Source organism: Marinobacter sp. LV10R520-4 (assembly GCF_002563815.1).
In the GTDB taxonomy this organism is placed as follows: domain Bacteria; phylum Pseudomonadota; class Gammaproteobacteria; order Pseudomonadales; family Oleiphilaceae; genus Marinobacter.
On record NZ_PDJM01000001.1, the window covers coordinates 3238038 to 3263493 of the forward strand.

22 protein-coding genes and 1 tRNA gene are annotated in these 25456 nt (G+C 55.4%); 19 read left to right on the forward strand and 4 right to left on the reverse strand.

Annotation, left to right across the window (positions count from 1 at the left end; genetic code table 11):
• Positions 1-2: 2 nt before the first annotated feature.
• The 6 genes from ATG98_RS15710 to ATG98_RS15735 all read left to right on the forward strand — a co-directional run bounded on the left by ATG98_RS15710 (position 3) and on the right by ATG98_RS15735 (position 4056).
• Positions 3-200 (forward strand): CPXCG motif-containing cysteine-rich protein, encoded by a 198-nt coding sequence (locus tag ATG98_RS15710; protein ID WP_098418059.1) that lies wholly within the window; start codon positions 3-5, stop codon positions 198-200.
• A 115-nt stretch (positions 201-315) separates the two neighbouring features.
• On the forward strand, positions 316-528 hold the full coding sequence (locus tag ATG98_RS15715) for a penicillin-binding protein (RefSeq protein WP_098418060.1): 213 nt from the start codon (positions 316-318) through the stop codon (positions 526-528).
• A 195-nt stretch (positions 529-723) separates the two neighbouring features.
• Positions 724-924: a DUF1656 domain-containing protein gene (locus ATG98_RS15720; protein ID WP_098418061.1), complete on the forward strand. Its 201-nt coding sequence runs from the start codon at positions 724-726 to the stop codon at positions 922-924.
• Positions 925-933: 9 nt separating this feature from the next.
• The gene (locus tag ATG98_RS15725) at positions 934-1794 is read left to right on the forward strand and encodes an HlyD family secretion protein (protein WP_098423792.1); all 861 of its coding nucleotides are present in this window, start codon (positions 934-936) and stop codon (positions 1792-1794) included.
• Position 1795: 1 nt separating this feature from the next.
• Positions 1796-3853: an FUSC family protein gene (locus tag ATG98_RS15730; RefSeq protein ID WP_098418063.1), complete on the forward strand. Its 2058-nt coding sequence runs from the start codon at positions 1796-1798 to the stop codon at positions 3851-3853.
• An 11-nt stretch (positions 3854-3864) separates the two neighbouring features.
• A complete protein-coding gene (locus ATG98_RS15735) occupies positions 3865-4056 on the forward strand; it encodes a hypothetical protein (RefSeq protein WP_098423793.1) in 192 nt (63 codons plus the stop codon).
• Here the strand turns inward: ATG98_RS15735 and ggt are convergent.
• Positions 4053-5873: a gamma-glutamyltransferase gene (gene ggt / locus ATG98_RS15740; protein WP_098423794.1), complete on the reverse strand. Its 1821-nt coding sequence runs from the start codon at positions 5871-5873 to the stop codon at positions 4053-4055. The genes ATG98_RS15735 and ggt overlap by 4 nt on opposite strands.
• A gap of 144 nt (positions 5874-6017) precedes the next feature.
• Here ggt and purU point away from each other — a divergent pair, with 144 nt between their 5' ends.
• The 12 genes from purU to pyrF all read left to right on the forward strand — a co-directional run bounded on the left by purU (position 6018) and on the right by pyrF (position 20516).
• Complete coding sequence (purU, locus tag ATG98_RS15745; protein WP_098418065.1) at positions 6018-6872, forward strand: formyltetrahydrofolate deformylase; 855 nt, start codon at positions 6018-6020, stop codon at positions 6870-6872.
• Between the two features lie 127 nt (positions 6873-6999).
• Complete coding sequence (gene gyrA, locus ATG98_RS15750) at positions 7000-9687, forward strand: DNA gyrase subunit A (RefSeq protein ID WP_098418066.1); 2688 nt, start codon at positions 7000-7002, stop codon at positions 9685-9687.
• 51 nt (positions 9688-9738) lie between these two features.
• Positions 9739-10821, forward strand: coding sequence for a 3-phosphoserine/phosphohydroxythreonine transaminase (gene serC / locus ATG98_RS15755; RefSeq protein WP_098418067.1), 1083 nt, complete (start codon positions 9739-9741; stop codon positions 10819-10821).
• A gap of 2 nt (positions 10822-10823) precedes the next feature.
• Positions 10824-11921 carry a prephenate dehydratase gene (gene pheA, locus ATG98_RS15760; protein ID WP_098418068.1) on the forward strand — a complete coding sequence of 366 codons (1098 nt, stop codon included), beginning with the start codon at positions 10824-10826 and terminating at the stop codon, positions 11919-11921.
• Between the two features lie 19 nt (positions 11922-11940).
• Complete coding sequence (gene hisC / locus ATG98_RS15765; protein ID WP_098418069.1) at positions 11941-13065, forward strand: histidinol-phosphate transaminase; 1125 nt, start codon at positions 11941-11943, stop codon at positions 13063-13065.
• Between the two features lies 1 nt (position 13066).
• A complete protein-coding gene (locus ATG98_RS15770; protein ID WP_098418070.1) occupies positions 13067-15295 on the forward strand; it encodes a bifunctional prephenate dehydrogenase/3-phosphoshikimate 1-carboxyvinyltransferase in 2229 nt (742 codons plus the stop codon).
• Entirely contained in the window at positions 15295-15975 is a 681-nt protein-coding gene (gene cmk / locus ATG98_RS15775; RefSeq protein WP_098423795.1) for a (d)CMP kinase, read from the forward strand. The genes ATG98_RS15770 and cmk overlap by 1 nt, the downstream gene beginning before the upstream one ends.
• 127 nt (positions 15976-16102) lie before the next feature.
• On the forward strand, positions 16103-17797 hold the full coding sequence (rpsA, locus tag ATG98_RS15780) for a 30S ribosomal protein S1 (RefSeq protein WP_098418072.1): 1695 nt from the start codon (positions 16103-16105) through the stop codon (positions 17795-17797).
• A 130-nt stretch (positions 17798-17927) separates the two neighbouring features.
• Positions 17928-18224: an integration host factor subunit beta gene (locus tag ATG98_RS15785; protein ID WP_014870821.1), complete on the forward strand. Its 297-nt coding sequence runs from the start codon at positions 17928-17930 to the stop codon at positions 18222-18224.
• A 59-nt stretch (positions 18225-18283) separates the two neighbouring features.
• Entirely contained in the window at positions 18284-18586 is a 303-nt protein-coding gene (locus ATG98_RS15790) for a LapA family protein (protein ID WP_098418073.1), read from the forward strand.
• Positions 18586-19752: a lipopolysaccharide assembly protein LapB gene (lapB, locus tag ATG98_RS15795; RefSeq protein ID WP_098418074.1), complete on the forward strand. Its 1167-nt coding sequence runs from the start codon at positions 18586-18588 to the stop codon at positions 19750-19752. Before ATG98_RS15790 ends, lapB begins: the two co-directional genes overlap by 1 nt.
• Positions 19753-19805: 53 nt before the next feature.
• Complete coding sequence (gene pyrF / locus ATG98_RS15800) at positions 19806-20516, forward strand: orotidine-5'-phosphate decarboxylase (protein WP_098418075.1); 711 nt, start codon at positions 19806-19808, stop codon at positions 20514-20516.
• Between the two features lie 84 nt (positions 20517-20600).
• Here the strand turns inward: pyrF and ATG98_RS15805 are convergent.
• Together ATG98_RS15805 and ATG98_RS15810 are read right to left on the reverse strand one after the other, a co-directional pair.
• Positions 20601-20676 (reverse strand) — tRNA-Asn (locus ATG98_RS15805).
• Positions 20677-20743: 67 nt separating this feature from the next.
• Complete coding sequence (locus ATG98_RS15810; protein ID WP_098418076.1) at positions 20744-21928, reverse strand: pyridoxal phosphate-dependent aminotransferase; 1185 nt, start codon at positions 21926-21928, stop codon at positions 20744-20746.
• 219 nt (positions 21929-22147) lie between these two features.
• Between ATG98_RS15810 and uvrB the strand changes: the two genes are divergently transcribed.
• Positions 22148-24217, forward strand: a complete 2070-nt coding sequence (gene uvrB / locus ATG98_RS15815) for an excinuclease ABC subunit UvrB (RefSeq protein ID WP_098418077.1) — start codon at positions 22148-22150, stop codon at positions 24215-24217.
• Between the two features lie 63 nt (positions 24218-24280).
• On the opposite strand, the gene rimI is transcribed toward uvrB, so the two are convergent.
• Complete coding sequence (gene rimI, locus ATG98_RS15820; protein WP_098423796.1) at positions 24281-25399, reverse strand: ribosomal protein S18-alanine N-acetyltransferase; 1119 nt, start codon at positions 25397-25399, stop codon at positions 24281-24283.
• Between the last annotated feature and the right edge of the window lie 57 nt (positions 25400-25456).

The window sequence follows — 25456 nt, forward strand, 5'->3', positions numbered from 1 at the left end:
TTATGAACGAACTGACCGAAACCAACATTGAATGCCCCTACTGCGGTGAGTCTATTGAGGTGCTGATCAACCCTGAAGATGCGCAGCAATCATACATCGAGGACTGTCAAGTGTGCTGTAAGCCGATCACCTTTGTGGTGACAGAGGCAAACAACGGTGACTTGTCGGTGGCCGTGTACAGCGAGAATGACACTTATTGAGCTTTAAGGTGCATGATCAGTAATCCTAAACGAGGCGCTAACAATGATTGACGATTGGGTGCGTCCTCGCCGATAGTTGATTTTACAAATCATTCACGTTAACTGGACCCTGCTGATGATAGACGACGATACATTGACCGCACTGAAAACCGCTTTTACCTTTATGCCGCAGCCGGTAGAAGTAAACCGTTACGATTACGGTGACGATGCCGACAGGGTGCTGGCGCAGGTAAATTTTGTGCGTGAAGTGCTGGCCCACCACGGTATAGACCCGGACGAAGTGGCTGGTGACATCAATCCTGAATCGTCGCCGAACTCCTGCTACTAGGGTTGCGCGGGCTTAATCGGCCAAGCCAGGTGGCCGGCCATTTGTCACTGCCAATACCCGGATATAAGCGCCGTGCTGGATTAGTTGCGGATGTACTGGCAAATGGCTATTGGTTTTCGCACCCGATAGTTGTCCAATACATTCCTTACCGCCAACACACACAGATTCCGCAATAACCGGGTGATAAAAATACGCATGTTTCATGAGCTGAGTTTAGGCGGAATGCTGTTCAGCCCTTTGGTGGTGCTGGGGCCGTTGGCGTTTTTGATGACCATGGCCACTCGTTGGGTTCTGCACCGGCTGCGCTTGCGGCGTTATATCTGGAAAGATGCCTGGTTCGATGTGGGGCTTTTTGTGTGTTATCTGGCGCTGACAATTTACTGGGTGGGAGACTGAAGCGGACTTATGGGAAAATTATTGCGTGTTGGGGTTACTCTGCTGGTGGTTGTTGCGGCCATACTGGCCGGCAACTGGATATGGAACCACTATTTGCATTCGCCCTGGACCCGCGATGGCCGTATTCGCGCAGATGTTATTACCGTAGCGCCCGACGTATCCGGCTGGGTAACCCGCCTTGAAGTAAGCAACAATCAGCCGGTTAACAAGGGCGACTTGCTGTTTGTGATTGATGAATCCCGCTATCAGGCCAAAATTGCCGAAGCCGGCGCTTATCTGGCGCAAAAGCGCAGCGCCTGGGAACTGGCTCAGCATCAGTATCAGCGCCGCGAAGGCTTGAGCGGCCGCCAGACGATCAGCGACGAGAATCTGGAAACCTACCGCATTCAAACCGAGTCAGCCAAAGCCAGTTACGAGTTGGCTCAGGCTGAGCTGGCAACGGCCCGTATTGACCTTCAGCGCACCCGGGTAATGGCGCCTGAAACCGGCACTGTTAGCAATCTCAATCTAAGCGCAGGCAACTACGTGAACCAGGGCCAGCCGGTGGTGTCTCTGGTGGAGAAAAGCTCGTTTTACGTGACCGGTTACTTTGAAGAAACCAAGCTTCAGAAAATTTACGTCGGCCAGAGTGCCCGGGTAACACTGATGAGCGGCGGTGAAATGCAGGGCAAGGTCACCAGTATTGCCCAAGGCATTGCCGACACCAGCGTTAGTAGCAACGGCCAGTTGTTGCCACAAGTGCAGCAGGCGGTGAACTGGGTACGCCTGGCCCAGCGCATCCCGGTGGATATCACTCTGGACTCACTGCCGCCAGGCCTCAATCTTAGCGCCGGTATGACGGTTTCAATCTATCTCGACACCGATCAGTAATATGCAGCTACACCCCTGGCTGGCAAAGTTGCTGATGCCCGACAAGCACGCGGTGATTTTCGCCATCAAAGGCCTTATCGCCATGGCCATGGCGCTGTTCACCTCCATGTATCTGGGGTTGGAGCGACCTTACTGGGCCCTGGTCGCAGCTATTTTTCTACAGATCCGTCCGGAAAGCGGGATGGTGATCGAAAAAGCCGTGTGCCTGATTCTGGGATCACTGCTGGGGGGTGCTGTAGGCATCCTCATACTCGCGCTGCTGATACCTTACCCGCTGCTGGCACTGGCCAGTCTGGCGTTGTGGGTGAGCCTGAATTCCGCGGCTGCGGCCATGGTGCACAGCAAAAACTTTATTTATGCCTTTGCCATGGCCGGCATGACCGCTGCTTTGGTGGTGATTCTGGTGATGGCCAACGCCGAGGCCGCCAGCAGCAAGGCAGTGTTTGATATTGCCCAGGCTCGTATCAGTGAAATAACCGTGGGCGCGGTGTGTGCCATGTTGGTCAGCAAGCTGCTGTGGCCAATGATGGTGAAAGACCAGATGCGCGACGACGCCCGCACGGTGATTAACAGAACCCTGGAAAATCTGACCTTCGAGCTGGACCCTCAAAGCTCCCACGATCAGCGCCACCACAGCGCCGAGCAGATTCTGGAAACCCTGGTTGCGCTGGCAGACGACTCCAGCGCCGTGGTGTATGAAAGCCCGGAGGGTCCGGGGCGCAGCCGGGCTGCTAATCTGCTCAGCAACAAGGTGCTGTCGCTGGTAGCGCTGACCCAGATTCTCGGCCGTTTTCATCGTAATCACGATGACCTGCTGTCGCCAGCGTTTCGCCAGATGCTGGATACCATGCGCACCCATTTCCGCCTGGTTGCTGCGACCGACAACTATGAAGAAGCTTACCGCCTGGCGCAGGCATTGCGGCGACTGCTGCTGGAGCAGCGCTCTGCGTTTGTAGACGAGTCCGCCATTGTTACCCGTCTGGCAGGCACGGCCCTAGAACTGGCGTCAGATCTGGCCGTGGTGTTGCGGGCTTACAACGCTCTGGAAAATCCAGACAGTACACTGTTGAAAGCTCCCAAACTGTCTACTCATCGGGACCCTCTGTTTGGCGCCATCAACGGTTTTCGTACGGGCATGGTGTTTCTGTTTGGTGCCACCGTCTGGGTGACCACCGCCAGCCCCTCGGCCATTTTGATGATGATTATGCCGGTTGTTTTTTCGGTCACTTTTGCGCGCTTTTCTTTGGCCTTTTTGAAGGTGTTTCTCCGTCGCCTGCTATTGGGTGTGGCGGTCTCGGTACCGGTGGCGCTGGTGTTCGGGCTGGCACTGCTGTCACAAAGCAGCGGGGATTTTGAAATTCTGATATTAGTATTGGCCGGGCCTTATTATATTGGTCTAGTGGCGCTGGCCAGCCGCGAAACTTTGCCTTACGGCCTGGGTTTTTGCATTCCCTTTGCGTTGATCATCCAGCCTGGCAACAATATGACATTTAACGCCGCAGATGCCGCCAACAATGCTCTCGGCTTGTTGGTCGGTATTGGTGCGCTCTATTGGATATTTCAGCTGATTGCGCCGCCCGATAGCCAGCTGATGAAGCGGCGACTGTTGCACGCAACGGCACGAGATCTGGTGGATATAAACAACCATCCCACGCCGGAACGCTGGTACAACGGCCGCATGGGCGAGCGCCTGCTGCGGTTGGCCAATTACGATCAGGAAAATAAACGCAGCGAACGCTTTATGACGGATCTGGGTTTTACCGGCCTTAACCTGGGGCACACATCCATACGCTTGCGCAAACTGGTTCATAAACGGCGTGGACCGTTGGTAGATGCCGAATTGCGTAATTGGCAGCAGGTGCTGGCAGACACCTACCTAATGAGTTCTCGTGGCGAATTCAATCCCGGGTTCCGAGAAGCCAGCGATCGTTTGTTGCAGGCTGTACATTCGGTGGACTTGCCAGATCAACAAACGGTTGTTATCGAGGGTATGTTCGAGCGTATCGCGCTCACATTTGAACGTACGGCGCACACCGTAGCGAGTCTGTCAAAATCCTGAAGGAAATGTAAATGCCAGTAACAATAGTAATGGCCATTGGTTGGGTCATTGTCGTTATGATGATACTTGCTCTGGTGACAGGTCGGGTCATGGCAGGTGGTCTGCGCGCAAAATACTATTCACGGACCAACGAGCCACGGCAGTATTACGGTTATCTTTTTGCTTATGGCGTCATAGCCTGTGCAATCTTTTATAGTTATTAAAAGCCCATGGCCGATGACGTACTACGCCTGGGATCTGCGCCACCGTAAAGTGTACCGTCTTCGCCAATCATAATGCTCTGAATAGCGCCCATGGCCGAGTCTGTGACCACTGTGTGACCTTTGCTTTCCAGCAGTTTCACGGTGTCTGCACTAATACCTTGCTCTACACGAATCTGATCTGGCAACCATTGGTGATGAATGCGCGGCACACTGACCGCGCTTTGTATGTTCATACCGTGGTCAATCACGTTCATGATCACCTGCAGGGTCGTAGTTATGATGCGCGAGCCGCCAGGGCTGCCGGTCACCAGAAAGTTGCGGCCGTCTTTACGCACCACGGTAGGCGACATGGAGCTCAGCATGCGTTTGCCGGGTTCGATCTTGTTGGCCGCGCCGCCTATCAGACCGTAAGCGTTGGGCACGCCTGGCTTGGCACTGAAATCGTCCATTTCGTTATTCAGTAAGAAACCGGCGCCGGCCACGGTAATGCCCGATCCGTAGCTGAAGTTGATGGTGTAAGTATTTGATACCGCATTACCCCAGCGGTCAACCACTGAAAAGTGAGTGGTTTCCGGGCTTTCATAAGCCGCCGGCTGCCCCGGTTTTATCTCGCTGGCCGGGCGGGTTTTGTCCGCCTTAATAGTGCTGCGCAATTCTTCTGCATAGTCTTTGCTGGTTAATCCCGCCACGGGCACGTCCACAAAGTCGGTGTCACCGAGGTATTGCGTGCGGTCTGCGTAGGCCAGTTTCATGGCTTCGGCCATGTGGTGAATGGCGCTGGCGGAGTTGTGGCCGTATTCGCCTATTGGAAAACCTTCCAGAATATTCAGAATCTGCACGATGTGAATGCCGCCAGAGGAGGGCGGCGACATGGAGTAAATGTCGTATCCGCGATAAGTGCCGTGTACCGGTGTGCGGACGGCAGGCTTGTAGCCGGCCAGATCAGCCTCGGTAATCAGGCCGTCGTGCCGGGCCATTTCTTCAGCAATCAGGCGCGCAGTTTCGCCTTTGTAAAAGCCGTCAGTGCCCTGGTCTGCAATGCGCTGTAAGGTGGTGGCCAGCTCCGGCTGGCGAAAGCGTTCACCGGGCTGCCAGGCTGAACCGTCTTCTTTATAAAAGGTTTCCAGGGTAGCAGGCCAGCGGGTCATGCGATCGCGGGCCTGCTCCAGCCCTTCGCTGAAGCGCCGCGGCACAATAAAGCCGTCGCTGGCTAGTTTAATGGCCGGCGCCAAAGCCTGCTTCAGGCTGATGCTGCCGTGGCGTTCCAGGGCCAGAGCCAGCCCGGCCACCGTGCCGGGCACGCCTGCAGCTTTGTGGGTAAAACGGCTGCGGTTCTGCACCACTTTGCCGTCTTCATCCAGAAACAAATCTTCGGTGGCTGCTGCCGGTGCGGTTTCGCGATAATCAATGGCTTCCGGTGCCGCGCCATCGCCAGGCGCAATCAGCATAAAACCACCGCCGCCGATATTGCCGGAGCGGGGTTGGGTAACGGCCAGGGCGAAGCCGGCTGTGACTGCGGCATCGACTGCATTCCCGCCGTCTTTTAACACCTGCAGCGCTACGTCGGTGGCCAGGGTGTGGCTGGTAGACACCATGCCCTGGGTAGCGGTTACCGGGTTAAAGCGTTCGCCCTCCAGAATGGCATCGGCGTGGGCGCCGACACTGACAGCCAGGCAGGTACTGATAGCCATCAATCTGGTACTGATAGCCATCAAATTGGTACCGATAACAAAAGCACCCAGAAATGTGGGTTTTAATCGCCCTGAGCGGGTGTTTGAGCCTGTTTTTGAATTGGGTGCCTGTAGGTGGCTGTGCATGCGTTAGCTCCTCGTTTCCAACGTTCAGATAAGCTATCATAGCCCGTCATTTTCATTGGTGCGTAATGCCGTTAGCTTAATTTCAGGTTGCGGCTTTCCCCCGACGTATCCGCTTTCCCGCGTTTGAGTTAAGGAAAGGCTTTCATGGAGCATACCTACCGTCTTGTGATTTCCTGCCCGGACGGGGTGGGAATTGTCGCTAAGGTGAGTAATTTTTTGTCCACCTACAACGGCTGGATAACCGAAGCAAGCCACCACTCTGATACCCACAGTGGCTGGTTTTTTATGCGTCACGAAATCAAGGCTAACTCGATTCCCTTTGGCCTGGAACAGTTTCGCGCAGCGTTTGAGCCTATCGCCCGCGAGTTCAACATGAACTGGCGCATCACCGATTCGGCGCAGCCGAAAAAAGTGGTGCTGATGTGCAGCAAGGAATCTCACTGCGTGGCCGATCTGCTGCACCGCTGGCAAAGCAAAGAACTGAACGTCGAAATTGTGGCGGTGGTGTCCAACCACGACGATCTGCGCCGCATGGTGGAATGGCACGACATCCCTTACCACCACGTGCCGGTCAGCAAAGACAATCGCGAAGAAGCCTTTGCCCACATTGAAGACCTGTTCGAGCAGTACCAGGTCGATGTGGTGGTGCTGGCGCGCTACATGCAGGTTCTGCCGCCGGAACTGTGCGCCAAATACGCGGGTAAGGTGATCAATATTCACCATAGCTTTTTGCCTTCGTTCGCCGGCGCCCGCCCTTACCACCAGGCTTACAGCCGTGGCGTGAAACTTATCGGGGCTACCTGCCACTATGTGACTCAGGATCTGGACGAGGGCCCGATCATCGAGCAGTCGGTGATTCGCATCACCCACCGCGATACCACCGACGACATGGTGCGCCTGGGCAAAGATGTGGAAAAAAGTGTGTTGGCTCGCGGTTTGCGCTCGCATATTGAAGACCGCGTGATCACCCACGAAAACAAGACCGTGGTGTTTGATTAACAGTCGCCCTTAAAGCCCCGGGAAGGGTGCCTGTGTGGTACACTGCGCGGCTTATTAAAGAACTCATTGACGGGGCCAGAATCGGGCCCTGATACGATTTTCAGTTAACGCAAAGGAACCTTTCTCGATGGGTGAGTTAGCCAAAGAGATCCTGCCGGTAAATATTGAAGACGAGTTGAAGCAGTCCTACCTGGATTACGCCATGAGCGTGATTGTGGGCCGGGCACTTCCGGATGTGCGCGACGGCCTGAAGCCGGTACATCGCCGCGTACTGTTCGCCATGTCGGTGTTGAACAACGACTGGAACAAAGCCTATAAAAAGTCCGCCCGTGTGGTGGGTGACGTTATTGGTAAATACCACCCGCACGGTGACTCTGCGGTTTACGACACCATCGTACGCATGGCTCAGCCGTTTTCGCTGCGCTACCCGCTGGTAGACGGCCAGGGTAACTTTGGTTCCATCGACGGCGACAACGCTGCGGCCATGCGTTACACCGAAATCCGCATGAAGAAGATCGCCCACTCCCTGCTGGCCGATCTGGACAAAGAAACCGTCGATTATGTGCCCAACTACGATGGCACCGAGCAGATTCCGGTGGTCATGCCTACCCGTGTGCCCAACCTGCTGATCAACGGCTCGTCTGGTATTGCCGTGGGTATGGCCACCAATATTCCGCCCCACAACCTCACTGAGGTGGTGAAAGGCTGTTTGGCGCTGATTGATGATCCAGACTTAAGCATTGACCAATTGATGGAGTTCATCCCCGGTCCGGATTTCCCCACCGAGGGCATCATCAACGGTCGCGCGGGCATAGTTGAGGCGTATCGCACCGGCCGTGGCCGCGTGTACATTCGCGCCCGCCACGAAGTCGAGCACGACGCCAAGACCAAACGCGACGCGGTGATCATCACCGAACTGCCGTATCAGCTGAACAAATCACGGTTGATCGAGAAAATCGCCGAGCTGGTGAAAGAAAAGCGCCTGGAAGGCATCACCGAGCTGCGTGACGAGTCCAACAAGGAAGGCATTCGCGTTGTTATCGAATTGCGCCGCGGTGAGAATCCGGACGTGATCATTAACAACCTGTTCAAACAGACCCAGCTTGAAACCGTGTTCGGTATCAACATGGTGGCGCTGATTGACGGCGAGCCGCGCATCCTTAATTTGAAGGAAATGCTGGACGCCTTCATACGTCACCGTCGTGAAGTGGTTACCCGCCGGACGATTTTTGAGCTTCGCAAAGCTCGCGAGCGTGGTCATATTCTTGAAGGCCTGGCAGTTGCACTGGCCAATATTGACGAGATCATCGCTCTGATCAAAGCCTCGCCTTCGGCCGCTGAAGCCAAGGAAAAGTTGATTGCCCAGGGTTGGGGATCCGAAGACGTGATGGCCATGCTGGAGCGCGCTGGCAAAGATGCCTGCCGTCCGGACGATCTTCCGGAAATTTATGGTTTGCGCAATGGCAAATATCATCTGTCGCCAGAACAGGCCCAGGCGATTCTGGACCTGCGCCTGCACCGCCTGACCGGTCTGGAAACCGAAAAGCTGCAAAACGAATACCGCGAAATTCTGGAGCGTATTGCCGACCTGTTGGACATTCTGGGTAACCCGGAGCGCCTTATGCAGGTTATTCGCGACGAACTGCAAGCCATTGTGGAAGAGTTTGGTGACGAGCGCCGCACCGAAATTACCAGTTCCCGCCGCGATTTAACCGTGGCCGATCTGATTGATGAAGAAGAGCTGGTAGTGACCATTTCCCACAGCGGCTACGCCAAGACGCAAGCGGTGGAAGATTATCAGGCCCAGCGCCGTGGCGGCCGTGGTAAAGCGGCGACCTCTATGAAAGACGAAGATTTCGTCGAAAAACTGCTGGTGGCCAACTCCCACGATACGATTCTGTGTTTCTCTAACCGTGGAAAGGTCTACTGGTTGCGGGTGTTTGAAATTCCGCGCGCCAGCCGTGCGTCACGGGGCCGCCCGATGGTGAATATTCTGCCACTGGACGAGGGTGAACGTATTACCACCTTCCTGCCGGTTCGGGACTACCCGGAAGATCAGTTTGTGTTGATGGCAACGTCAGCCGGTGTGGTTAAAAAGACCCCGCTGCCGAACTTCTCCCGCCCACGCAGCAGCGGTCTGATTGCGTTGTCGCTGGACGAAGGCGATACCCTGATTGGCGCGGCGATCACCGACGGCAGCGCTGAAATCATGCTGTTCTCCACTGCGGGTAAAGCCGTACGCTTTAAAGAAGACGCGGTGCGTCCGATGAGCCGCACCGCAAGGGGTGTACGCGGCATCCGTATGGCCAAAGGCCATCACGTGGTGTCGTTGATCATTCCACAGGATAACGCCGTATTACTGATGGCCAGTGAACACGGCTACGGTAAACGCACCAACCTGGACGAATTCCCCACTTACGGTCGCGGCAGCCAGGGCGTTATCGCCATGCAGTGTTCTGATCGTAACGGCAACCTGGTGACCGCGCTGCAACTGTTCGACGGCGACGAAATGATGCTGATCTCGGACAAAGGCACGCTGGTTCGTACCCGCACCGATGAAGTCTCTGTGCTCAGCCGCAACACCCAGGGTGTGCGCCTGATTAAGCTCAGCCAGGAAGACGAACGCCTGGTGGGTGTAGAGCGTATTGCGGAAACCGACGCCGAAGAGATTACCGATGAAAATGCCAGCGGCGAAAGCACCGAGGTTGAAGGTGTTTCAGGCGACGGTAGCGATGTTCAAGCAGGCAGCGAAACGCTTGACGGCAACAGCACCGATGCAGACGATAATGGCGACGCGGATGCCGGCGACGAATAAGTCGCCGCAGCCGGCACACTGAACCAGCAAGACGCGAGAGACCAGAGCAACATGAGCAGGGCGTATAATTTTTGTGCAGGCCCGGCAACTTTGCCGGAACAGGTGCTGCGACAGGCGCGGGACGAAATGCTTGATTGGCGCGGTACCGGCATGTCGGTGATGGAAATGAGTCATCGCAGCGACGAGTTTGTTGAAATCGCTGAAACTGCCGAACAGGATGTGCGTGATCTGGCTGGCGTATCAGACGATTACGCCGTTCTGTTCATGCAGGGTGGTGCCTCCAGCCAGTTTGCTACTGTGCCCCTGAATCTGCTGGGTAACTCGGCCTCCGCTGATTACGTGAACACCGGTATCTGGTCTGAAAAAGCCATCGCTGAAGCACGCCGTTACGGTGACGTGAACGTGGTGGCGAGTTCTGCCGAGTGCGGTTTTACCACCGTGCCGGATCAGGCCGGCTGGAAAACCCGTGCCGATGCCGCTTACCTGCATTACACGCCCAATGAAACCATCGGTGGCCTGGAGTTTGATTTTGTTCCCGACAGCGGCAAGGTGCCGCTGGTTGCGGACATGTCATCCACCATGTTGTCACGCCCCGTAGACGTCTCGAAATTTGGACTGATTTACGCCGGCGCGCAGAAAAACATCGGTCCTTCCGGCCTTGTGGTTGTCATCATTCGCAAAGATTTGCTGGGTAAAGCCCACGCAAAAACTCCGACCATGATGAACTATCAGGTGATGGCCGATAACGCCTCTATGTTCAACACGCCGGCGACTTATTCCTGGTACCTGGCGGGTCTGGTTTTCAAGTGGTTGAAAGATCAGGGCGGCGTAAGCGCCATAGGCGAGCTCAACGCCCGCAAGGCGAAAAAGCTGTACCACTTTATTGATACCAACCCGTTCTACGCCAACCCGATCGACCCGCGCTTCCGTTCCTGGATGAACGTGCCCTTCATCCTTGCAGATGAAGCGCTAAACAGTGCTTTCCTGAAAGGTGCCGATGAGCGCCAGTTGCTGAACCTGAAAGGTCACCGGTCAGTAGGCGGCATGCGTGCCAGCATTTACAACGCCATGCCGGAAGCTGGCGTAGACGCACTGATCGCCTATATGGCGGAATTTGCCAGGGAGCGCGGTTAACCATGAGCGATGAGCAAGCTCGATTGGCGGAACTGCGCGATGAAATAGACAGTATTGATCAGCAGATCATGAAGCTGATTAGTGCCCGTGCCCGCTGCGCCCAAGAGGTGGCCCGTGTAAAAATGGCCGCCAATCCGGGGCAAGACGTGGTGTATTACCGACCGGAACGCGAAGCGCAGGTACTGCGCCGTATTATGGAGCAGAACCCGGGGCCATTGCCCGGCGAGGAAATGGCGCGCTTGTTCCGCGAAATTATGTCGGTGTGCCTGGCCCTTGAAAAACCTTTGCACATTGCCTTTTTGGGGCCATTGGGTACTTTTACCCAGGCCGCTGCGCTCAAGCACTTTGGCCACTCGGTGGTGAGCGTGCCCATGCCGGCCATTGATGCGGTGTTCCGCGAAGTGGAGTCCGGGGCTGCGCACTACGGCGTGGTGCCGGTTGAGAATTCTACCGAAGGCATGATCAACCACACTCTGGATATGTTCATGTCGTCGCCGTTAAAAATCTGCGGCGAAGTGCAACTGCGCATTCACCACCACCTGATGGTGTCGCCGCAGCACGATGGCCTGGAAATTACCCGAATTTACTCGCACCAGCAGTCCTTTGCCCAATGCCGCCAGTGGCTGGATACCCACCGCTACGGCATCGAGCGTATCACCGTTTCCAGCAATGCCGAGGCGGCGCGTCGTGCCGCAGCAGAGCCTGGCACGGCCGCCATTGCCGGCGACATGGCGGCAGAGCTTTACGGTTTGATCAAGCTGGCTAACAGTATTGAAGACCGGCCCGACAACACCACCCGTTTTCTGATTATCGGCCGCGAAGCGGTTACCCCCAGCGGGCACGATAAAACGTCGGTGCTGGTGTCTATGCGCAATAAGCCGGGCGCCTTGTATCAGTTGTTAGAGCCGTTTCACAGCCACGGCATCAGCTTGACTCGCATTGAAACCCGGCCCTCGCAAACGGGTACCTGGGCCTATGTGTTCTACATCGACTTTGAAGGCCATATGGACGACGAGCCCGCCCGCAAAGTATTGGCCGAAGTGGATGCAGAAGCGGTAGAACTCAAGCGCTTGGGCTCTTACCCTATTGGTGTGCTTTAACCCGCTTTAAGGATAAATCATGGCAATTGATTACCAGAGTCTTGCAGTATCCGGTGTTCAGGCGTTGTCGCCTTACCAGCCAGGCAAACCCATTGCAGAATTAGCGCGGGAACTGGGACTGAATCCGGCTGACATCATCAAGCTGGCCAGCAACGAAAATCCGCTGGGCCCCAGCCAAAAAGCCGTACAGGCCGCGCAACAGACGATGGGCGAGCTGTGCTTGTACCCAGACGGAAACGGCTTTGATCTGAAGCAGGCCCTGGCTAAGCGTTTTGCTGTCGAGACGTCACAACTGACTTTGGGCAATGGCTCTAACGATCTGCTGGAAGTGGTCGCCCGTTGTTTCGCCAGTGCGGATGACGAAGTGATTTATTCCCAGTACGCCTTTGCTGTTTACCCGATTGTGACCCAAGCGATTGGCGCTCGGGGCGTGTGCGTTCCAGCGCAAGACTGGGGGCATGATCTGGATGCCATGGCAGCGGCCATTACCGATCGCACAAAACTGATTTTTGTGGCCAACCCCAACAACCCTACAGGCACGGTGCACGGCGCTAAAGCTTTGAAAGCGTTTATGGGCGAAGTGCCTGCGCGGGTGCTAGTGGTGCTAGACGAAGCCTACTGCGAATACATGCAGGGCGAGGATGCCGCTGACGGCTTGGTGCTGTTGCCCGATTATCCCAATCTAATTGTGTGCCGCACTTTTTCCAAAGCTTGGGGCCTGGCGGCGCTGCGCATTGGTTACAGCATCAGTTCTGCGGCCATTGCCAACATTCTTAACCGGGTGCGTCAGCCGTTCAATGTGGGTAGCGTGTCTTTGGCAGCGGCTACGGCGGTGTTGAGCGACGAAGCTTATCTTAATGAAGCACGCAGGGTGAACAGTGATGGTCTGGCTCAGCTTAGCGCTGCGTTTGATGCCATGGGACTGTCGTATATTCCATCTACCGCCAACTTTATCGCGGTAGACGTGGGTGAGCAGGCGCTGGGTGTCTATCAGGCGCTTTTGGCTCACGGCGTGATCGTGCGCCCCGTTGCCGGTTACGGCATGCCGCGACACCTGCGGGTGTCGGTGGGCCTTGCGAAAGAAAACGCGCGCTTTATTGAAGCTTTATCACAAGTTCTGATGACGTCCGGGCAGGGCGCTTAATATGCCCATAGCTCAGCCTCTGTTTCAGCGTGTTGCGGTGATTGGCCTGGGGTTGATCGGCGGCTCGCTGGCTGCGGCCCTGCGCGAAAACAAACTGGCGGAAGAAGTGGTGGGTTTTGACACCCGCGCCGACGAACTGGCCCTGGGCGTAGAGCTGGGTGTGATCGCCTGCGCTGCAGAATCTGCCGCGCAGGCGGTCAGCGGCGCCGATCTAGTGGTGTTGGCAGTGCCCGTAAAAGCCACCCAGTCGGTGTTGCGGGAAATACAATCGGCGCTGAAGGTCGATGCCATTATTACCGATGTGGGCAGTACGAAAAGCGGATTTGTAAACGATGTGCGCGCAGTTTTGGGACACTTGCCGGCAACGGTGATACCAGGCCACCCCATTGCCGGCTCGGAGAAAAGCGGCATTCGGGCGGCGAATTCGCAGCTGTTCGCCAAACACAAAGTCATTTTGACGCCTGCGGATGATGCTTGCCCGCAAGCCTTGGGCAAAGTAACCGCCATGTGGCGCGCCTGCGATGCTAACGTGCTGACCATGGCCGCGGAGCATCATGACGAAGTGTTGGCAGCCACCAGCCATCTGCCTCATCTTATCGCGTTTTCCTTGGTGGACACCCTCGCCGGCGACGACCAGAATATGGATATATTTCGCTACGCGGCCGGCGGATTCCGTGATTTTACCCGCATCGCTGCCAGCGACCCGGTTATGTGGCGTGATATTTTTCTGTCAAATCGCGACGCTGTGCTGCTCACGATTGACCGGTTTACCCAAGATCTCGACCAGCTGCGTTCGGCCATTGCCGACCAGGATGGAGACACTCTGCTGCGGGTTTTCACTCGTGCCCGAGCTGCTCGCGAACACTTTTCAAAAATGCTCTCAGGACAGGCCTACGTGACTAACAATACAGAACATCAGGTGACCTTCCGGGCTCAGTCCGCTGGCCCAATTGTGGGAGATATTCGGGTGCCGGGCGACAAATCCATGTCGCACCGCTCCATCATGTTGGGTGCCTTGGCCGAGGGCATTACCGAAGTGAACGGCTTTCTGGAAGGCGAAGACAGCCTGGCCACGGTGCAAGCGTTTCGCGATATGGGTGTGACCATTGAAGGCCCCAATAATGGCTTCGTGCGCATTCACGGTGTTGGCATGAACGGCTTGCAGGCGCCGCGCGGGCCCATTTATCTGGGCAACTCCGGTACAGGCATGCGGCTGTTTTCTGGTTTGCTGGCAGCTCAGGCGTTTGACTCCGAACTGGTAGGTGACGCCAGCCTTACCAAGCGGCCGATGAGCCGGGTGGCCGACCCGCTGCGCGCCATGGGTGCGGTGATTGATACGGCCGAAGGCGGGCGGCCACCGCTGAAAATTCGCGGCGGCCAGCCACTGACCGGTATTCACTACGATATGCCGGTGGCCAGTGCCCAGGTAAAATCTTGCTTATTACTGGCCGGGTTATACGCCGATGGCGTCACGTCAGTCACCGAGCCTGCACCCACGCGTGACCATACCGAGCGCATGCTGGAGGGTTTTGGTTACCATGTGTATCGCGATGACGCGACCTCCAGCGTCAGCGGTGGCGGCAAGCTGGTTGCTTGCAATATTGATGTGCCGGCCGACATTTCGTCCGCGGCGTTTTTTCTGGTAGCCGGCAGTATCGCGCCAGGCTCTGACCTGACATTGCGTCACGTTGGCATGAACCCCACGCGTGTCGGGGTGATCAACATACTGAGGCTAATGGGTGCAAACATTGACGTGAGTAACGAGCGCGCCATTGGCGGCGAGCCGGTGGCGGATGTTCGCGTGCGTTACGCCCTACTAAAAGGCATCGATATTCCTGAAAGGGAAGTGCCGCTGGCCATTGACGAGTTTCCGGTGCTGTTCATCGCTGCTACCTTCGCCGAAGGCCGCACCACGCTGCGCGGCGCAGAAGAGTTGCGGGTTAAAGAAAGTGACCGTATTCAGGTAATGGCGGACGGTTTGGCAGCGGTTGGCGTTAAAACCACGGTCACCCCCGACGGCATCATTATTGACGGCGGCCAGACCATGACCGGCGGTACTGTTAACAGCCACGGCGATCATCGGATTGCCATGTCGTTTGCGGTGGCCTCACTGCGTGCAAAGGGCGAGATTGTCATTAACGACTGCGCCAACGTTGCAACGTCGTTTCCCGGTTTTGTCGAACTGGCGCAGCAAGTGGGTATGAATATCCAAAGCCAGGGAGATGCTTGATGGGTGAGCAGCCGGCAGTGGTTATTACGGTGGATGGCCCGGGTGGTTCCGGTAAAGGCACCATTACCCAAATGCTGGCTCGCAAGCTGGGCTGGCATCTGTTGGACAGCGGCGCTCTTTATCGTTTGACCGCATTGGCAGCCGAGCGCCAGGGCGTGGCGTTAGACAACGAACCCGCTCTGATGGCGGTGGCTGCCAGTCTGGATGTCACTTTTGAACCCACACCTCCCGGGGAGCCTGCAAAAGTGTTGTTGGCCGGTGAGGATGTAAGCGCCGCGATCCGCACCGAACAATGCGGCAGCAACGCGTCCAAAGTGGCTGTGATGCAGTCGGTTCGGGACGCTTTGTTGCAGCGCCAGCGCGATTTTCGCAAGGCGCCAGGTCTTGTCGCCGACGGTCGCGATATGGGTACGGTGGTGTTCCCGGACGCCCCGGTAAAAATCTTTTTGACGGCCAGCGCTGAAGAGCGGGCACAACGTCGTTTCAGCCAGTTGCTGCAAGCCGGCGTCGATGTTAGTATTGCCAACGTTTTAGATGAGATACGGGTACGCGATGAACGAGATATGAATCGTTCAGCTGCCCCGCTTAAGCCCGCGGATGATGCGCAAGTCATTGATTCCACAGGGTTAAGCATAGAAGAAGTGTTGGGCAGGTGTATGGCAGCAGCAGGCCAGACCTGACGGCACTTCTTTGCCATTGGAAATCCGGGACAGCACAATCTGCCAGCCTCAGGCTGATTCCGGACTTAATTAACAGACCGTGTTGCTGGCGGCACGAGATACTTGCGTTGAACATATAGGACTCATAATGAGCGAAAGCTTTGCGGATCTTTTTGAAGAAAGCCTAAAAGAAATTGATATGCAGCCAGGTTCCATCGTCCAGGGAACCGTTGTTGATATCGATAGCGACTGGGTCACCGTTAACGCCGGACTGAAGTCCGAAGGCGTTATCCCCGCCTCCCAGTTCCTGAATGAAAAAGGCGAGATGGAAGTAGTCATAGGCGACGTTGTAGACGTAGCCCTTGAAGCAGTTGAAGATGGTTTCGGCGAAACCCGCCTATCCCGCGAAAAGGCCAAGCGTGCAGAAGCCTGGACAGTGCTTGAAAAGTCCTTCGCAGCGGAAGAAGTGGTTAAAGGTATTATTAACGGTAAGGTTAAGGGTGGTTTCACCGTTGATCTGGCTGGTATTCGTGCGTTCCTGCCGGGCTCACTGGTAGACGTTCGCCCGGTTCGCGACACCGCGCACCTGGAAAACAAAGAACTTGAGTTCAAGGTTATCAAGCTCGACCAGAAGCGTAACAACGTGGTTGTTTCACGTCGTGCCGTTCTGGAAGCTGAAAACAGCGCCGAACGCGAAGCGCTGCTGGAAACCCTGACCGAAGGTCTGACAATCAAGGGTATCGTCAAGAACCTGACCGATTACGGCGCATTCGTAGATCTGGGCGGTGTTGACGGCCTGCTGCACATCACCGATATGGCCTGGAAGCGCATCAAGCATCCGAGCGAAATCGTGAACGTTGGCGACGAAATCAACGTCAAGGTTCTGAAGTTTGACCGTGAGCGCAACCGCGTATCACTGGGCCTGAAGCAGCTGGGTGAAGATCCCTGGGTTGAAATCAAGGCTCGCTACCCAGAAGGTAGCAAGGTCACAGCACGGGTTACCAACCTGACCGATTACGGCTGCTTTGCTGAGCTGGAAGAAGGCGTTGAAGGTTTGGTTCACGTGTCTGAAATGGATTGGACCAACAAGAACATTCATCCTTCTAAAGTTGTCCAAGTTGGCGACGACGTAGGTGTGATGATTCTGGATATAGACGAAGAGCGTCGTCGTATTTCCCTGGGTATCAAGCAGTGTGTATCTAACCCATGGGAAGACTTCTCTGGCAACTTCAACAAAGGCGACAAAATCTCCGGTAAGATCAAGTCAATCACTGACTTTGGTATCTTCATCGGTTTGGACGGTGGCATCGACGGTCTGGTTCACTTGTCTGATATCAGCTGGAACGAGACAGGCGAAGAAGCCGTCCGTGAATACAAGAAGGGCGACGAAGTTGACACCGTTATCCTGTCTGTAGATCCCGAGCGCGAGCGTATTTCTCTGGGTATCAAGCAGCTGGAAAGCGATCCGTTTGCCGAGTTCGTTCAGCTTAATGATAAAGGCTCCATCGTTAAAGGTATTGTGTCTGCCGTCGACGCCAAAGCAGCTACTATTACCCTGAGCGAAGAAGTTGAAGCCATTCTGAAGGCTTCCGAAATCAGCCGTGACCGTGTTGAAGATGCACGTAACGCGCTGAAGGAAGGCGAAGAAGTTGAAGCTAAGATCATTAGCATTGATCGCAAGAACCGCATTATCAACCTGTCCGTCAAGTCGAAAGACGTTGAAGACGACAAGCAGGCTATTGAGACTGTGCGTACCAAGACTGCAGAAAGCTCCTCCGGTGCGACCACCATTGGTGATCTCATCAAGGAACAGATGCAGCAGCAGAACGCCAACAAAGATTAATTTCTGAGTTGTATCAAAAAAACGGGCTCTAAGAGCCCGTTTTTTTTGTGTTTTTTTTCGGTGTGGCTAAACTACAGCCATGGTAAAGTAGTTTCATTCACCGAATAATAACGCAAGAGGGAAATACCTCATGACAAAGTCGGAACTGGTTGAGTTAATTGCTTCAAAGCAGACGCAGTTGTCGGTAAAAGATGTGGAACTGGCGGTAAAAACCATTATCGAGCACATGTCCCGATCCTTGGCAGATGGCCAACGCATCGAAATCCGCGGTTTTGGTAGTTTTTCCCTCCACCATCGTGCTGCGCGGGTAGGGCGTAACCCGAAATCCGGTGAAGCCGTGCAATTACCGGCAAAATTTGTGCCCCACTTTAAACCGGGCAAAGAACTGCGCGAACAGGTTAACGAGAGTCTGAAGCAGGGTTTCTGATTTTGCGTTGGGTGCCGTTTCTCAATCGGGCCTGAGTGGCCTTCAGGAGTTCTATTGTTATGGCGGGATTACAGAAAATCCTGATCGTTCTATTGGTATTAGTGCTGGTTCTGTTGGCACTGGTGTTCTCGTTGAATAATCAGATGGCCGTTCCGCTGAACTTTCTGGTTTTTGAAACCCGCCCCCATGGTGTGGCCATGTGGATTATTTTGGCTTTTGTGCTGGGAGTGCTGATGGGCGTTCTGATGGCCACACTGGCTACGGTAAAGGCTAAGGTGTCGCGGCGATCACTACAGAAAAAACTTGAACGTATCGAAAAAACACTGGGAAAAGAGCGCGCTCAGAACGACCGGACAGTTTAATGGACATGATGTTTCAGTGGCTGCTGGTTAGCACGGCAGTCGCGGTTGGTTGGGCTGTTGGCCGCTTCGGGGGTTCGAGCAGCCGCAATGGGGTAATAGCCGATGAAGAATCGGTGCGTGACCGTTTGCAATTCCTGTTCACCAACTACTCCGACCAGGCAGTGGACAACTTTGTTCAGTCACTGGCGGTCAACCGCGATACGGTAAGCCTGCACTTATCCATTGGCAGTCATTTTCGTAACAAAGGTGAAACCGACCGCGCTATTCTGATTCATCAAAATTTGCTCGACCGCCCTGAACTTCCCGCCCGTTATTCTCCTCAAGTGACTCTGGAACTGGCTCTGGATTACCTTAATGCCGGTTTGCTCGACCGTGCAGAGGCATTGTTACAGCAGTTGATGGGCGATCGTGAATATGGCCGCAGTGCCGCAACCCAGTTGATTGATTTGTACGAACGCGAGCGTGAGTGGGATAAAGCTTCTCAGGTAGCCCAAACGCTCACCCGCGGCGATGCAGACCCGGCCATGTTTAAAATTCTGGCTTATCTGACCTGCGAGAAATCAGAGCAGGCACTGCGCCAGGATGACCGCTGGGGCGCCCAGCGTTTGGCCAAAGAGGCGCTGGAATTCGATCGCTCTTGCGTGCGCGCCACTCTGATACTGATGAAATTGCTGATCCGTCAAGGTAGCTTCCGCGAAGCCGGCACCATGGCAATCAAAGTGTTCGAGCAGAACCCGGACTTCGGCCCGGAAGCCATCGACCAGCTGATGAAGCTGGAACGCGAACACGGCGATATTGGCAAGCTCGGTCGCAAGTTGCGCAAGCTTTATGAAGGCTACCCCAGCACCAGTTTGTTGCTGGCGCTGGTAGAATCGGTAGAGCGCCGCTCTGGCCGCCCGGCTGCTATTGACCTGCTTCGTCGCGAATTGGAAGTTCGTCCAAGTGTACGGGGTTTATTGCAGCTGGTTGAAATGGCCGGTTACGAAAAAGGCATGACCACCGACGAAGGCCGTCTGGTCAGCCGTATCGGCGAATTGATACTGCACGACCGCTCGGTCTACCGCTGCGTAAACTGCGGTTTTGACGGCCAGCAGCTGCACTGGCTGTGCCCAAGCTGCCGCCAATGGGAAACCGTTCGTCCGATTCAGGGCGTAGACGCAGAATAAACCAGCGATCCGCTATAGATTACACCCATTCATTTACCGTCAGGAGCCCTAGCGTGCAAGGCACCCAATCATCCCCCATCATCGTTGCCCTCGATTTCCCCTCTGATCAGCCCGCATTGGCCTTGGCCGATCAGCTGGATCCAGCAAAATGCCGCCTGAAAGTGGGTAAAGAGCTGTTCACCAGCGCTGGCCCGGCTTTGGTTCGCGAGCTTCAGCAGCGTGGCTTCGAGGTGTTTCTGGATTTGAAATTCCACGACATTCCCAACACTGCTGCGGGTGCCGTTGCCGCAGCGGCGGACTTGGGTGTGTGGATGGTGAACGTACATGCCTCCGGCGGCGAAAAAATGATGACCGCCTGCCGCGAACGCCTGGAACGCTTCGGCGCCGACAAGCCGCTGCTGATTGCGGTTACCGTATTGACCAGCATGACGGAACACGACCTCAGCGGCATTGGCATAAATGTCTCCGCCGAAGAGCATGTATCGCGCCTGGCCACCCTGACAAAAAACTGCGGCCTGAACGGCGTAGTCTGCTCAGCCCAGGAAGCCCCCAAGTTAAAAGCAGAGCAGGGCGCCGCTTTCCGGTTAATCACCCCCGGCATCCGCCCGGCCAGCGCCGACAAAGGCGACCAGCAGCGTATCATGACCCCCGCAGCGGCCCTAAACGCCGGCTCCGACTACCTGGTCATCGGCCGGCCCATAACCCAGGCGCCTGATCCTCTGGCTGCTTTGGAGGCGATCTATGCTGAGGTGGCGGGTTTGTAGTTCGCTGTTGTTTCTGGCTCTACCACGGTAAACACTGAAACGAAAAAGCCCGCTAATCCAAAGAATTAGCGGGCTTTTAAATAGTGGCTCCCCGAGCTGGGCTCGAACCAGCGACAAACGGATTAACAGTCCGTTGCTCTACCAACTGAGCTATCAGGGAACATCGTCGTAAGACGAAGCGCGTATACTAGTCATGCCGCCTCGCCTCGTCAACCCCTCCGGGAAAATTATCCCAGAGCTTTCTTCAACCGATCAATTGCGTTCTTCAGGATTTCCTGACTGGTGGCGAAACTCAATCGCATGTGCCCCGGCATACCAAATGCCGAGCCAGGAACCAGCGCCACGCCGGCTTCTTTCAGCAGCTTTTCCGCGAACTCCACATCATTGCTCACGCTGCTGTCTGCGTCAATCACGCCCTGGAAACTAGGGAATACATAAAAAGTGCCGTCGCCTTTCAGGCACTCAACACCCGGCAAGGTGTTCAAGGCCCCCACCAGGTAATCGTGACGTTCGTGGAACGCTGTTACCATGGTTTGCACGCAGTCTTGGCTGCCATCCAATGCCGCTTGCGCAGCTGCCTGGGAAATAGACGCCGGGTTAGACGTGCTTTGCGACTGGATCTTCTTCATCGCGCCAATAACCTTGGCCGGGCCTGCGGCATAACCGATACGCCAGCCAGTCATGGCATAGGCTTTAGACACGCCGTTCAACACAAAGGTGCGGTCGTACAGTTCCGGGGTGGCGTTCAGAATGTTACAAAAAGGCTTACCCGTCCACAGAATGGGTTCGTACATATCGTCAGTTGCAATCATTACCTGCGGGTACTTTTTCAGCACCTCGCCCAAAGCTTGCAATTCTTCGAGGGTGTACGCCATGCCGCTGGGGTTCGACGGGCTGTTGATCACGAACAGGCGGGTGCGGTCGGTGATCGCGCCTTCCAGTTGCTGTGGTGTGATCTTGAAGCGGGTTTCCGCGGTGCTTTCCAGAATGACTGGCTTGCCTTCGGCTACCAATACCATGTCCGGGTAAGATACCCAGTAAGGCGCAGGAATAATGGCTTCGTCGCCGGCGTTCAGAACAGCCAAGGCAAGGTTGAAAAAGCTTTGTTTGCCACCACTTGATACCAGTATCTGGTTGGCTTCGTAATCCAGGCCATTGTCGCGCTTGAATTTGGCAATAATCGCCTTTTTCAACGCCGGAGTGCCGTCGACCGCGGTGTATTTTGTCTGGCCGTTATGAATGGCCTCAATTGCAGCCGCTTTGATGTGATCTGGCGTATCGAAGTCTGGCTCACCGGCGCCCAGGCCAATAATGTCCTGGCCGGCAGCACGAAGTTCTGCTGCCTTGTTGGTGACTGCTAGAGTGGGGGAAGGCTTGATTGACTGTACACGGCTGGAAAGTTGAAGGTCCAAACTTGCGCTCCTTAAAGCTGCATCTGAAAAGGGCTGCGATCGGCCGGAGTCAGCTGCGCTGGCTGAACCTCCTCCAGCCGTCGATCAGGGAGATATTAGCACGAAGCCGGCGCAACACTAAATTTCTCTGTATTATCTAAGCACTATCTATGCACTGTATCTCGGCAAGATAGTGCCAACTTCCACGGCTTACAGAGCCATCGAGGATTTTCTCAGGTTATGGTCAACAGCTTTGAAAACGTTGAACAACCCAATGTGGGGGAGGGCGCTTTTCAGGTGCACTCACCCTACGTTCCGGCCGGTGATCAGCCTAAAGCCATAGAAGCCCTGGTGGACGGTATCGAATCGGGGCTGGCCCACCAGACCCTGCTGGGGGTGACCGGTTCCGGTAAAACCTTCACTATTGCTAACGTCATCCAGCAGATTCAGCGGCCCACCATTGTGATGGCTCATAACAAAACGCTGGCCGCCCAGCTGTACGGGGAATTTCGTGAATTTTTTCCGAATAACGCGGTCGAGTATTTCGTGTCTTACTACGACTATTACCAGCCAGAAGCCTACGTGCCGTCGTCCGACACGTTTATTGAAAAAGACGCCTCCATCAACGAGCACATTGAGCAGATGCGGCTGTCGGCTACAAAAGCTCTGCTAGAGCGCCCGGATGCAATCATTGTGGCGACGGTATCGGCCATTTACGGTCTGGGCGATCCGCAATCGTATAAAAAGATGATGTTGCACCTGGATCGCGGTGATCAGATGGATCAACGCCTTATTTTGAAACGTTTGGCTGAATTGCAGTACATCCGTAACGATATCGAATTTCATCGCGCAAATTACCGTGTGCGCGGCGATGTGATCGACGTGTTTCCGGCGGAGTCGGAAAAAGAAGCTATCCGCATCGAGCTGTTTGACGACGTGGTAGAAAATCTGAGCTTTTTCGATCCGCTGACCGGTGAGATGCTACGCCGTGTGCCACGAGTGACGGTGTATCCGAAGTCGCACTATGTAACGCCGCGGCAAAACGTGTTGGACGCCATTGAGCACATTAAGGTAGAACTTGACCAGCGCCTGACGCAGCTGCGCGACAACAACCGTTTGGTGGAAGCCCAGCGCCTGGAAGAGCGCACCCGTTATGATATGGAAATGATGCAGGAATTGGGTTACTGCAACGGCATCGAAAACTACTCCCGTTACCTTTCGGGCCGGCCCCCCGGTGAGCCGCCACCCACGTTATTTGATTACCTGCCTGCTAACGCCTTACTGATTGTTGACGAATCTCACGCCAGTATTCCGCAAATCGGCGCCATGTATAAGGGCGACCGCTCGCGCAAGGAAACCTTGGTGGAGTACGGTTTTCGCTTACCGTCGGCGCTGGACAACCGTCCTATGAAGTTTGAAGAATGGGAGCGTATTGCACCGCAGATGATTTTTCTGTCGGCCACCCCAGGCAACTACGAAGCCGAGCATCAGGGTCAAGTTGTTGAACAAGTTGTTCGGCCGACCGGCCTGCTGGATCCGGAAATTGAAGTGCGGCCAGCGTCTACACAGATTGACGATCTGATATCAGAAATTCATGCCAGGGTAGCGGTCAACGAGCGGGTATTGGTGACCACACTCACTAAGCGTATGTCAGAAGATCTCACCGACTTTTTGATGGAGCACGATATCCGCGTGCGCTATCTGCACTCGGATATCGACACGGTCGAGCGGGTGGAGATAATCCGCGATTTACGCCGCGGCGAATTTGATGTGCTGGTGGGCATTAACCTGCTGCGTGAAGGTCTGGATATGCCGGAGGTGTCGTTGGTGACCATTCTGGATGCGGATAAGGAAGGCTTTCTGCGTTCCGAGCGTTCGCTGATTCAGACCATTGGCCGCGCCGCCCGTAACATCAACGGCAAAGCGATTCTGTATGGCGATCGCATTACCGGCTCTATGCAGCGGGCGATTGATGAAACCGCGCGCCGGCGCGCTAAACAGGCTGAGCACAACGAAATACACGGCATTACGCCCCAGGGCATGACCAAAAAAATTGCGGATGTGATGGAAGGCGCCAGCAGCGGTGGCCGTGGCCGCAACAAATCGAAGCGCCCGGGTCAGCAGGCGGCAGAAGAAGCCGAACATTACCGCACTCTGGTGGGCAAAAAGTCGCCGCAGGAAGTGCTCAAGGAAATATCACGACTGGAAGACGAAATGTACAAGGCGGCTGCCGATCTGAATTTCGAGACGGCGGCGCGATTGCGTGATGATATTTCCGAGTTAAAAGAAGCGTCGCTGCGCACCGGATAACCGGAGCGCAGGCTTTTTATTGGACTAAGCGTGCTTTCTTTTTAATTGCGGAGTTTTATTGAATTAAAAAGCACGCTTTGGTCCCACAATCACCGCGGCCTGCAGCGGCTGGTTTCTACCGTAACGGGACATCTTGCTGAACACCCGGCGGTCGATGGGCAGGTATTGCTTGTCGGCCATGGTCTCCCCATCCTCCACATCAATTTCTGGGTCGTGCAGGTACACGAACTGGTCGTCTATGGCACAAACGGTGACCCAGTGGGGCACCCGGCTGCGATTTAACTGCCAGGTAGAGATCAGAATCAGTGGAATGCGCCCCTCTAGCAGAGCTTGCTCCAACCCAGCCAGGGTCAGCGGGTCGTGATGGAGTTCAATGCCGGTTTGGCCGAGGTCGTGCATAAAGCCTTCGTGTACCAGCTCCAACACCCGTTTTTTGTCGTCGTTACGCACCGTGTCTTTAAACAACGCGCCTTCGTTGCTGATCCACGCGCTTGCTTCAAACCCCCGGTGCCAGGCCGCCAGTGCCAGGCCGTGGGGGCCGCAGCCGCCGTGGCCAGAAAGCATGAAAATGGTAGTGGCTTCACGCCAGATTTTCAGCTCTTCCAGGGTTGTCAGTGACTGCTGCTGGTTCAGCGCTGCCATGGCCATAATCAGGGCCGCAGGGCCACAGGTAAATTCGGTGGTCTGCGGGTAATAGGGCACCGGCGGGAATTGCGCGCCCGGCTTGTAAAATAGAATGCGGCGTTCAAAGCGCAGGGCGTTACCGTGATCTTCGTAATAATCCCGATAACTGCCAAACTGGCGATAGCCCAAGCGCTTATAAAGCGCAATGGCGTCGCCGTTGTCTTCTCGTACTTCCAGGCGCATCACAATGCGCCCTGCGTCCGCTGCTTCGGTTTCAGCCATTTTAACCAGCTTTTCACCAATACCGTTACCGCGAGAAGCGGGGTTGACAGCAATGGAGTAAATCCGCGCCAAACGAGTGGCCGCGCTCATCAATACCAGGCAATAACCCAGCAAGGTGTCGCCGTCGCTGGCCAGTAGTAACCGGTCCCGCGGCATTTCCAGAAAACGGCGAAAGCTGCGGCGGGATATCCGGTCTTCACTGAAGCAGTGATGCTCCAGCGCCACGAGGGCGTCAAGATCGTCACTGACGGCCTGGCGAAGCACAATTGAAGACATAAATCGGTGGCCTGAACAGAAGTACACAAGGGCATGCGCATACGCTTCCCGTATCGG

Coding starts and splice junctions, on each gene's coding strand:
- ATG98_RS15710 (WP_098418059.1), top strand. CDS start 3: ATGAACGAACTGACCGAAACCAACATTGAATGCCCCTACTGCGGTGAG.
- ATG98_RS15715 (WP_098418060.1), top strand. CDS start 316: ATGATAGACGACGATACATTGACCGCACTGAAAACCGCTTTTACCTTT.
- ATG98_RS15720 (WP_098418061.1), top strand. CDS start 724: ATGTTTCATGAGCTGAGTTTAGGCGGAATGCTGTTCAGCCCTTTGGTG.
- ATG98_RS15725 (WP_098423792.1), top strand. CDS start 934: ATGGGAAAATTATTGCGTGTTGGGGTTACTCTGCTGGTGGTTGTTGCG.
- ATG98_RS15730 (WP_098418063.1), top strand. CDS start 1,796: ATGCAGCTACACCCCTGGCTGGCAAAGTTGCTGATGCCCGACAAGCAC.
- ATG98_RS15735 (WP_098423793.1), top strand. CDS start 3,865: ATGCCAGTAACAATAGTAATGGCCATTGGTTGGGTCATTGTCGTTATG.
- ggt (WP_098423794.1), bottom strand. CDS start 5,873: ATGCACAGCCACCTACAGGCACCCAATTCAAAAACAGGCTCAAACACC.
- purU (WP_098418065.1), top strand. CDS start 6,018: ATGGAGCATACCTACCGTCTTGTGATTTCCTGCCCGGACGGGGTGGGA.
- gyrA (WP_098418066.1), top strand. CDS start 7,000: ATGGGTGAGTTAGCCAAAGAGATCCTGCCGGTAAATATTGAAGACGAG.
- serC (WP_098418067.1), top strand. CDS start 9,739: ATGAGCAGGGCGTATAATTTTTGTGCAGGCCCGGCAACTTTGCCGGAA.
- pheA (WP_098418068.1), top strand. CDS start 10,824: ATGAGCGATGAGCAAGCTCGATTGGCGGAACTGCGCGATGAAATAGAC.
- hisC (WP_098418069.1), top strand. CDS start 11,941: ATGGCAATTGATTACCAGAGTCTTGCAGTATCCGGTGTTCAGGCGTTG.
- ATG98_RS15770 (WP_098418070.1), top strand. CDS start 13,067: ATGCCCATAGCTCAGCCTCTGTTTCAGCGTGTTGCGGTGATTGGCCTG.
- cmk (WP_098423795.1), top strand. CDS start 15,295: ATGGGTGAGCAGCCGGCAGTGGTTATTACGGTGGATGGCCCGGGTGGT.
- rpsA (WP_098418072.1), top strand. CDS start 16,103: ATGAGCGAAAGCTTTGCGGATCTTTTTGAAGAAAGCCTAAAAGAAATT.
- ATG98_RS15785 (WP_014870821.1), top strand. CDS start 17,928: ATGACAAAGTCGGAACTGGTTGAGTTAATTGCTTCAAAGCAGACGCAG.
- ATG98_RS15790 (WP_098418073.1), top strand. CDS start 18,284: ATGGCGGGATTACAGAAAATCCTGATCGTTCTATTGGTATTAGTGCTG.
- lapB (WP_098418074.1), top strand. CDS start 18,586: ATGGACATGATGTTTCAGTGGCTGCTGGTTAGCACGGCAGTCGCGGTT.
- uvrB (WP_098418077.1), top strand. CDS start 22,148: ATGGTCAACAGCTTTGAAAACGTTGAACAACCCAATGTGGGGGAGGGC.
- rimI (WP_098423796.1), bottom strand. CDS start 25,399: ATGTCTTCAATTGTGCTTCGCCAGGCCGTCAGTGACGATCTTGACGCC.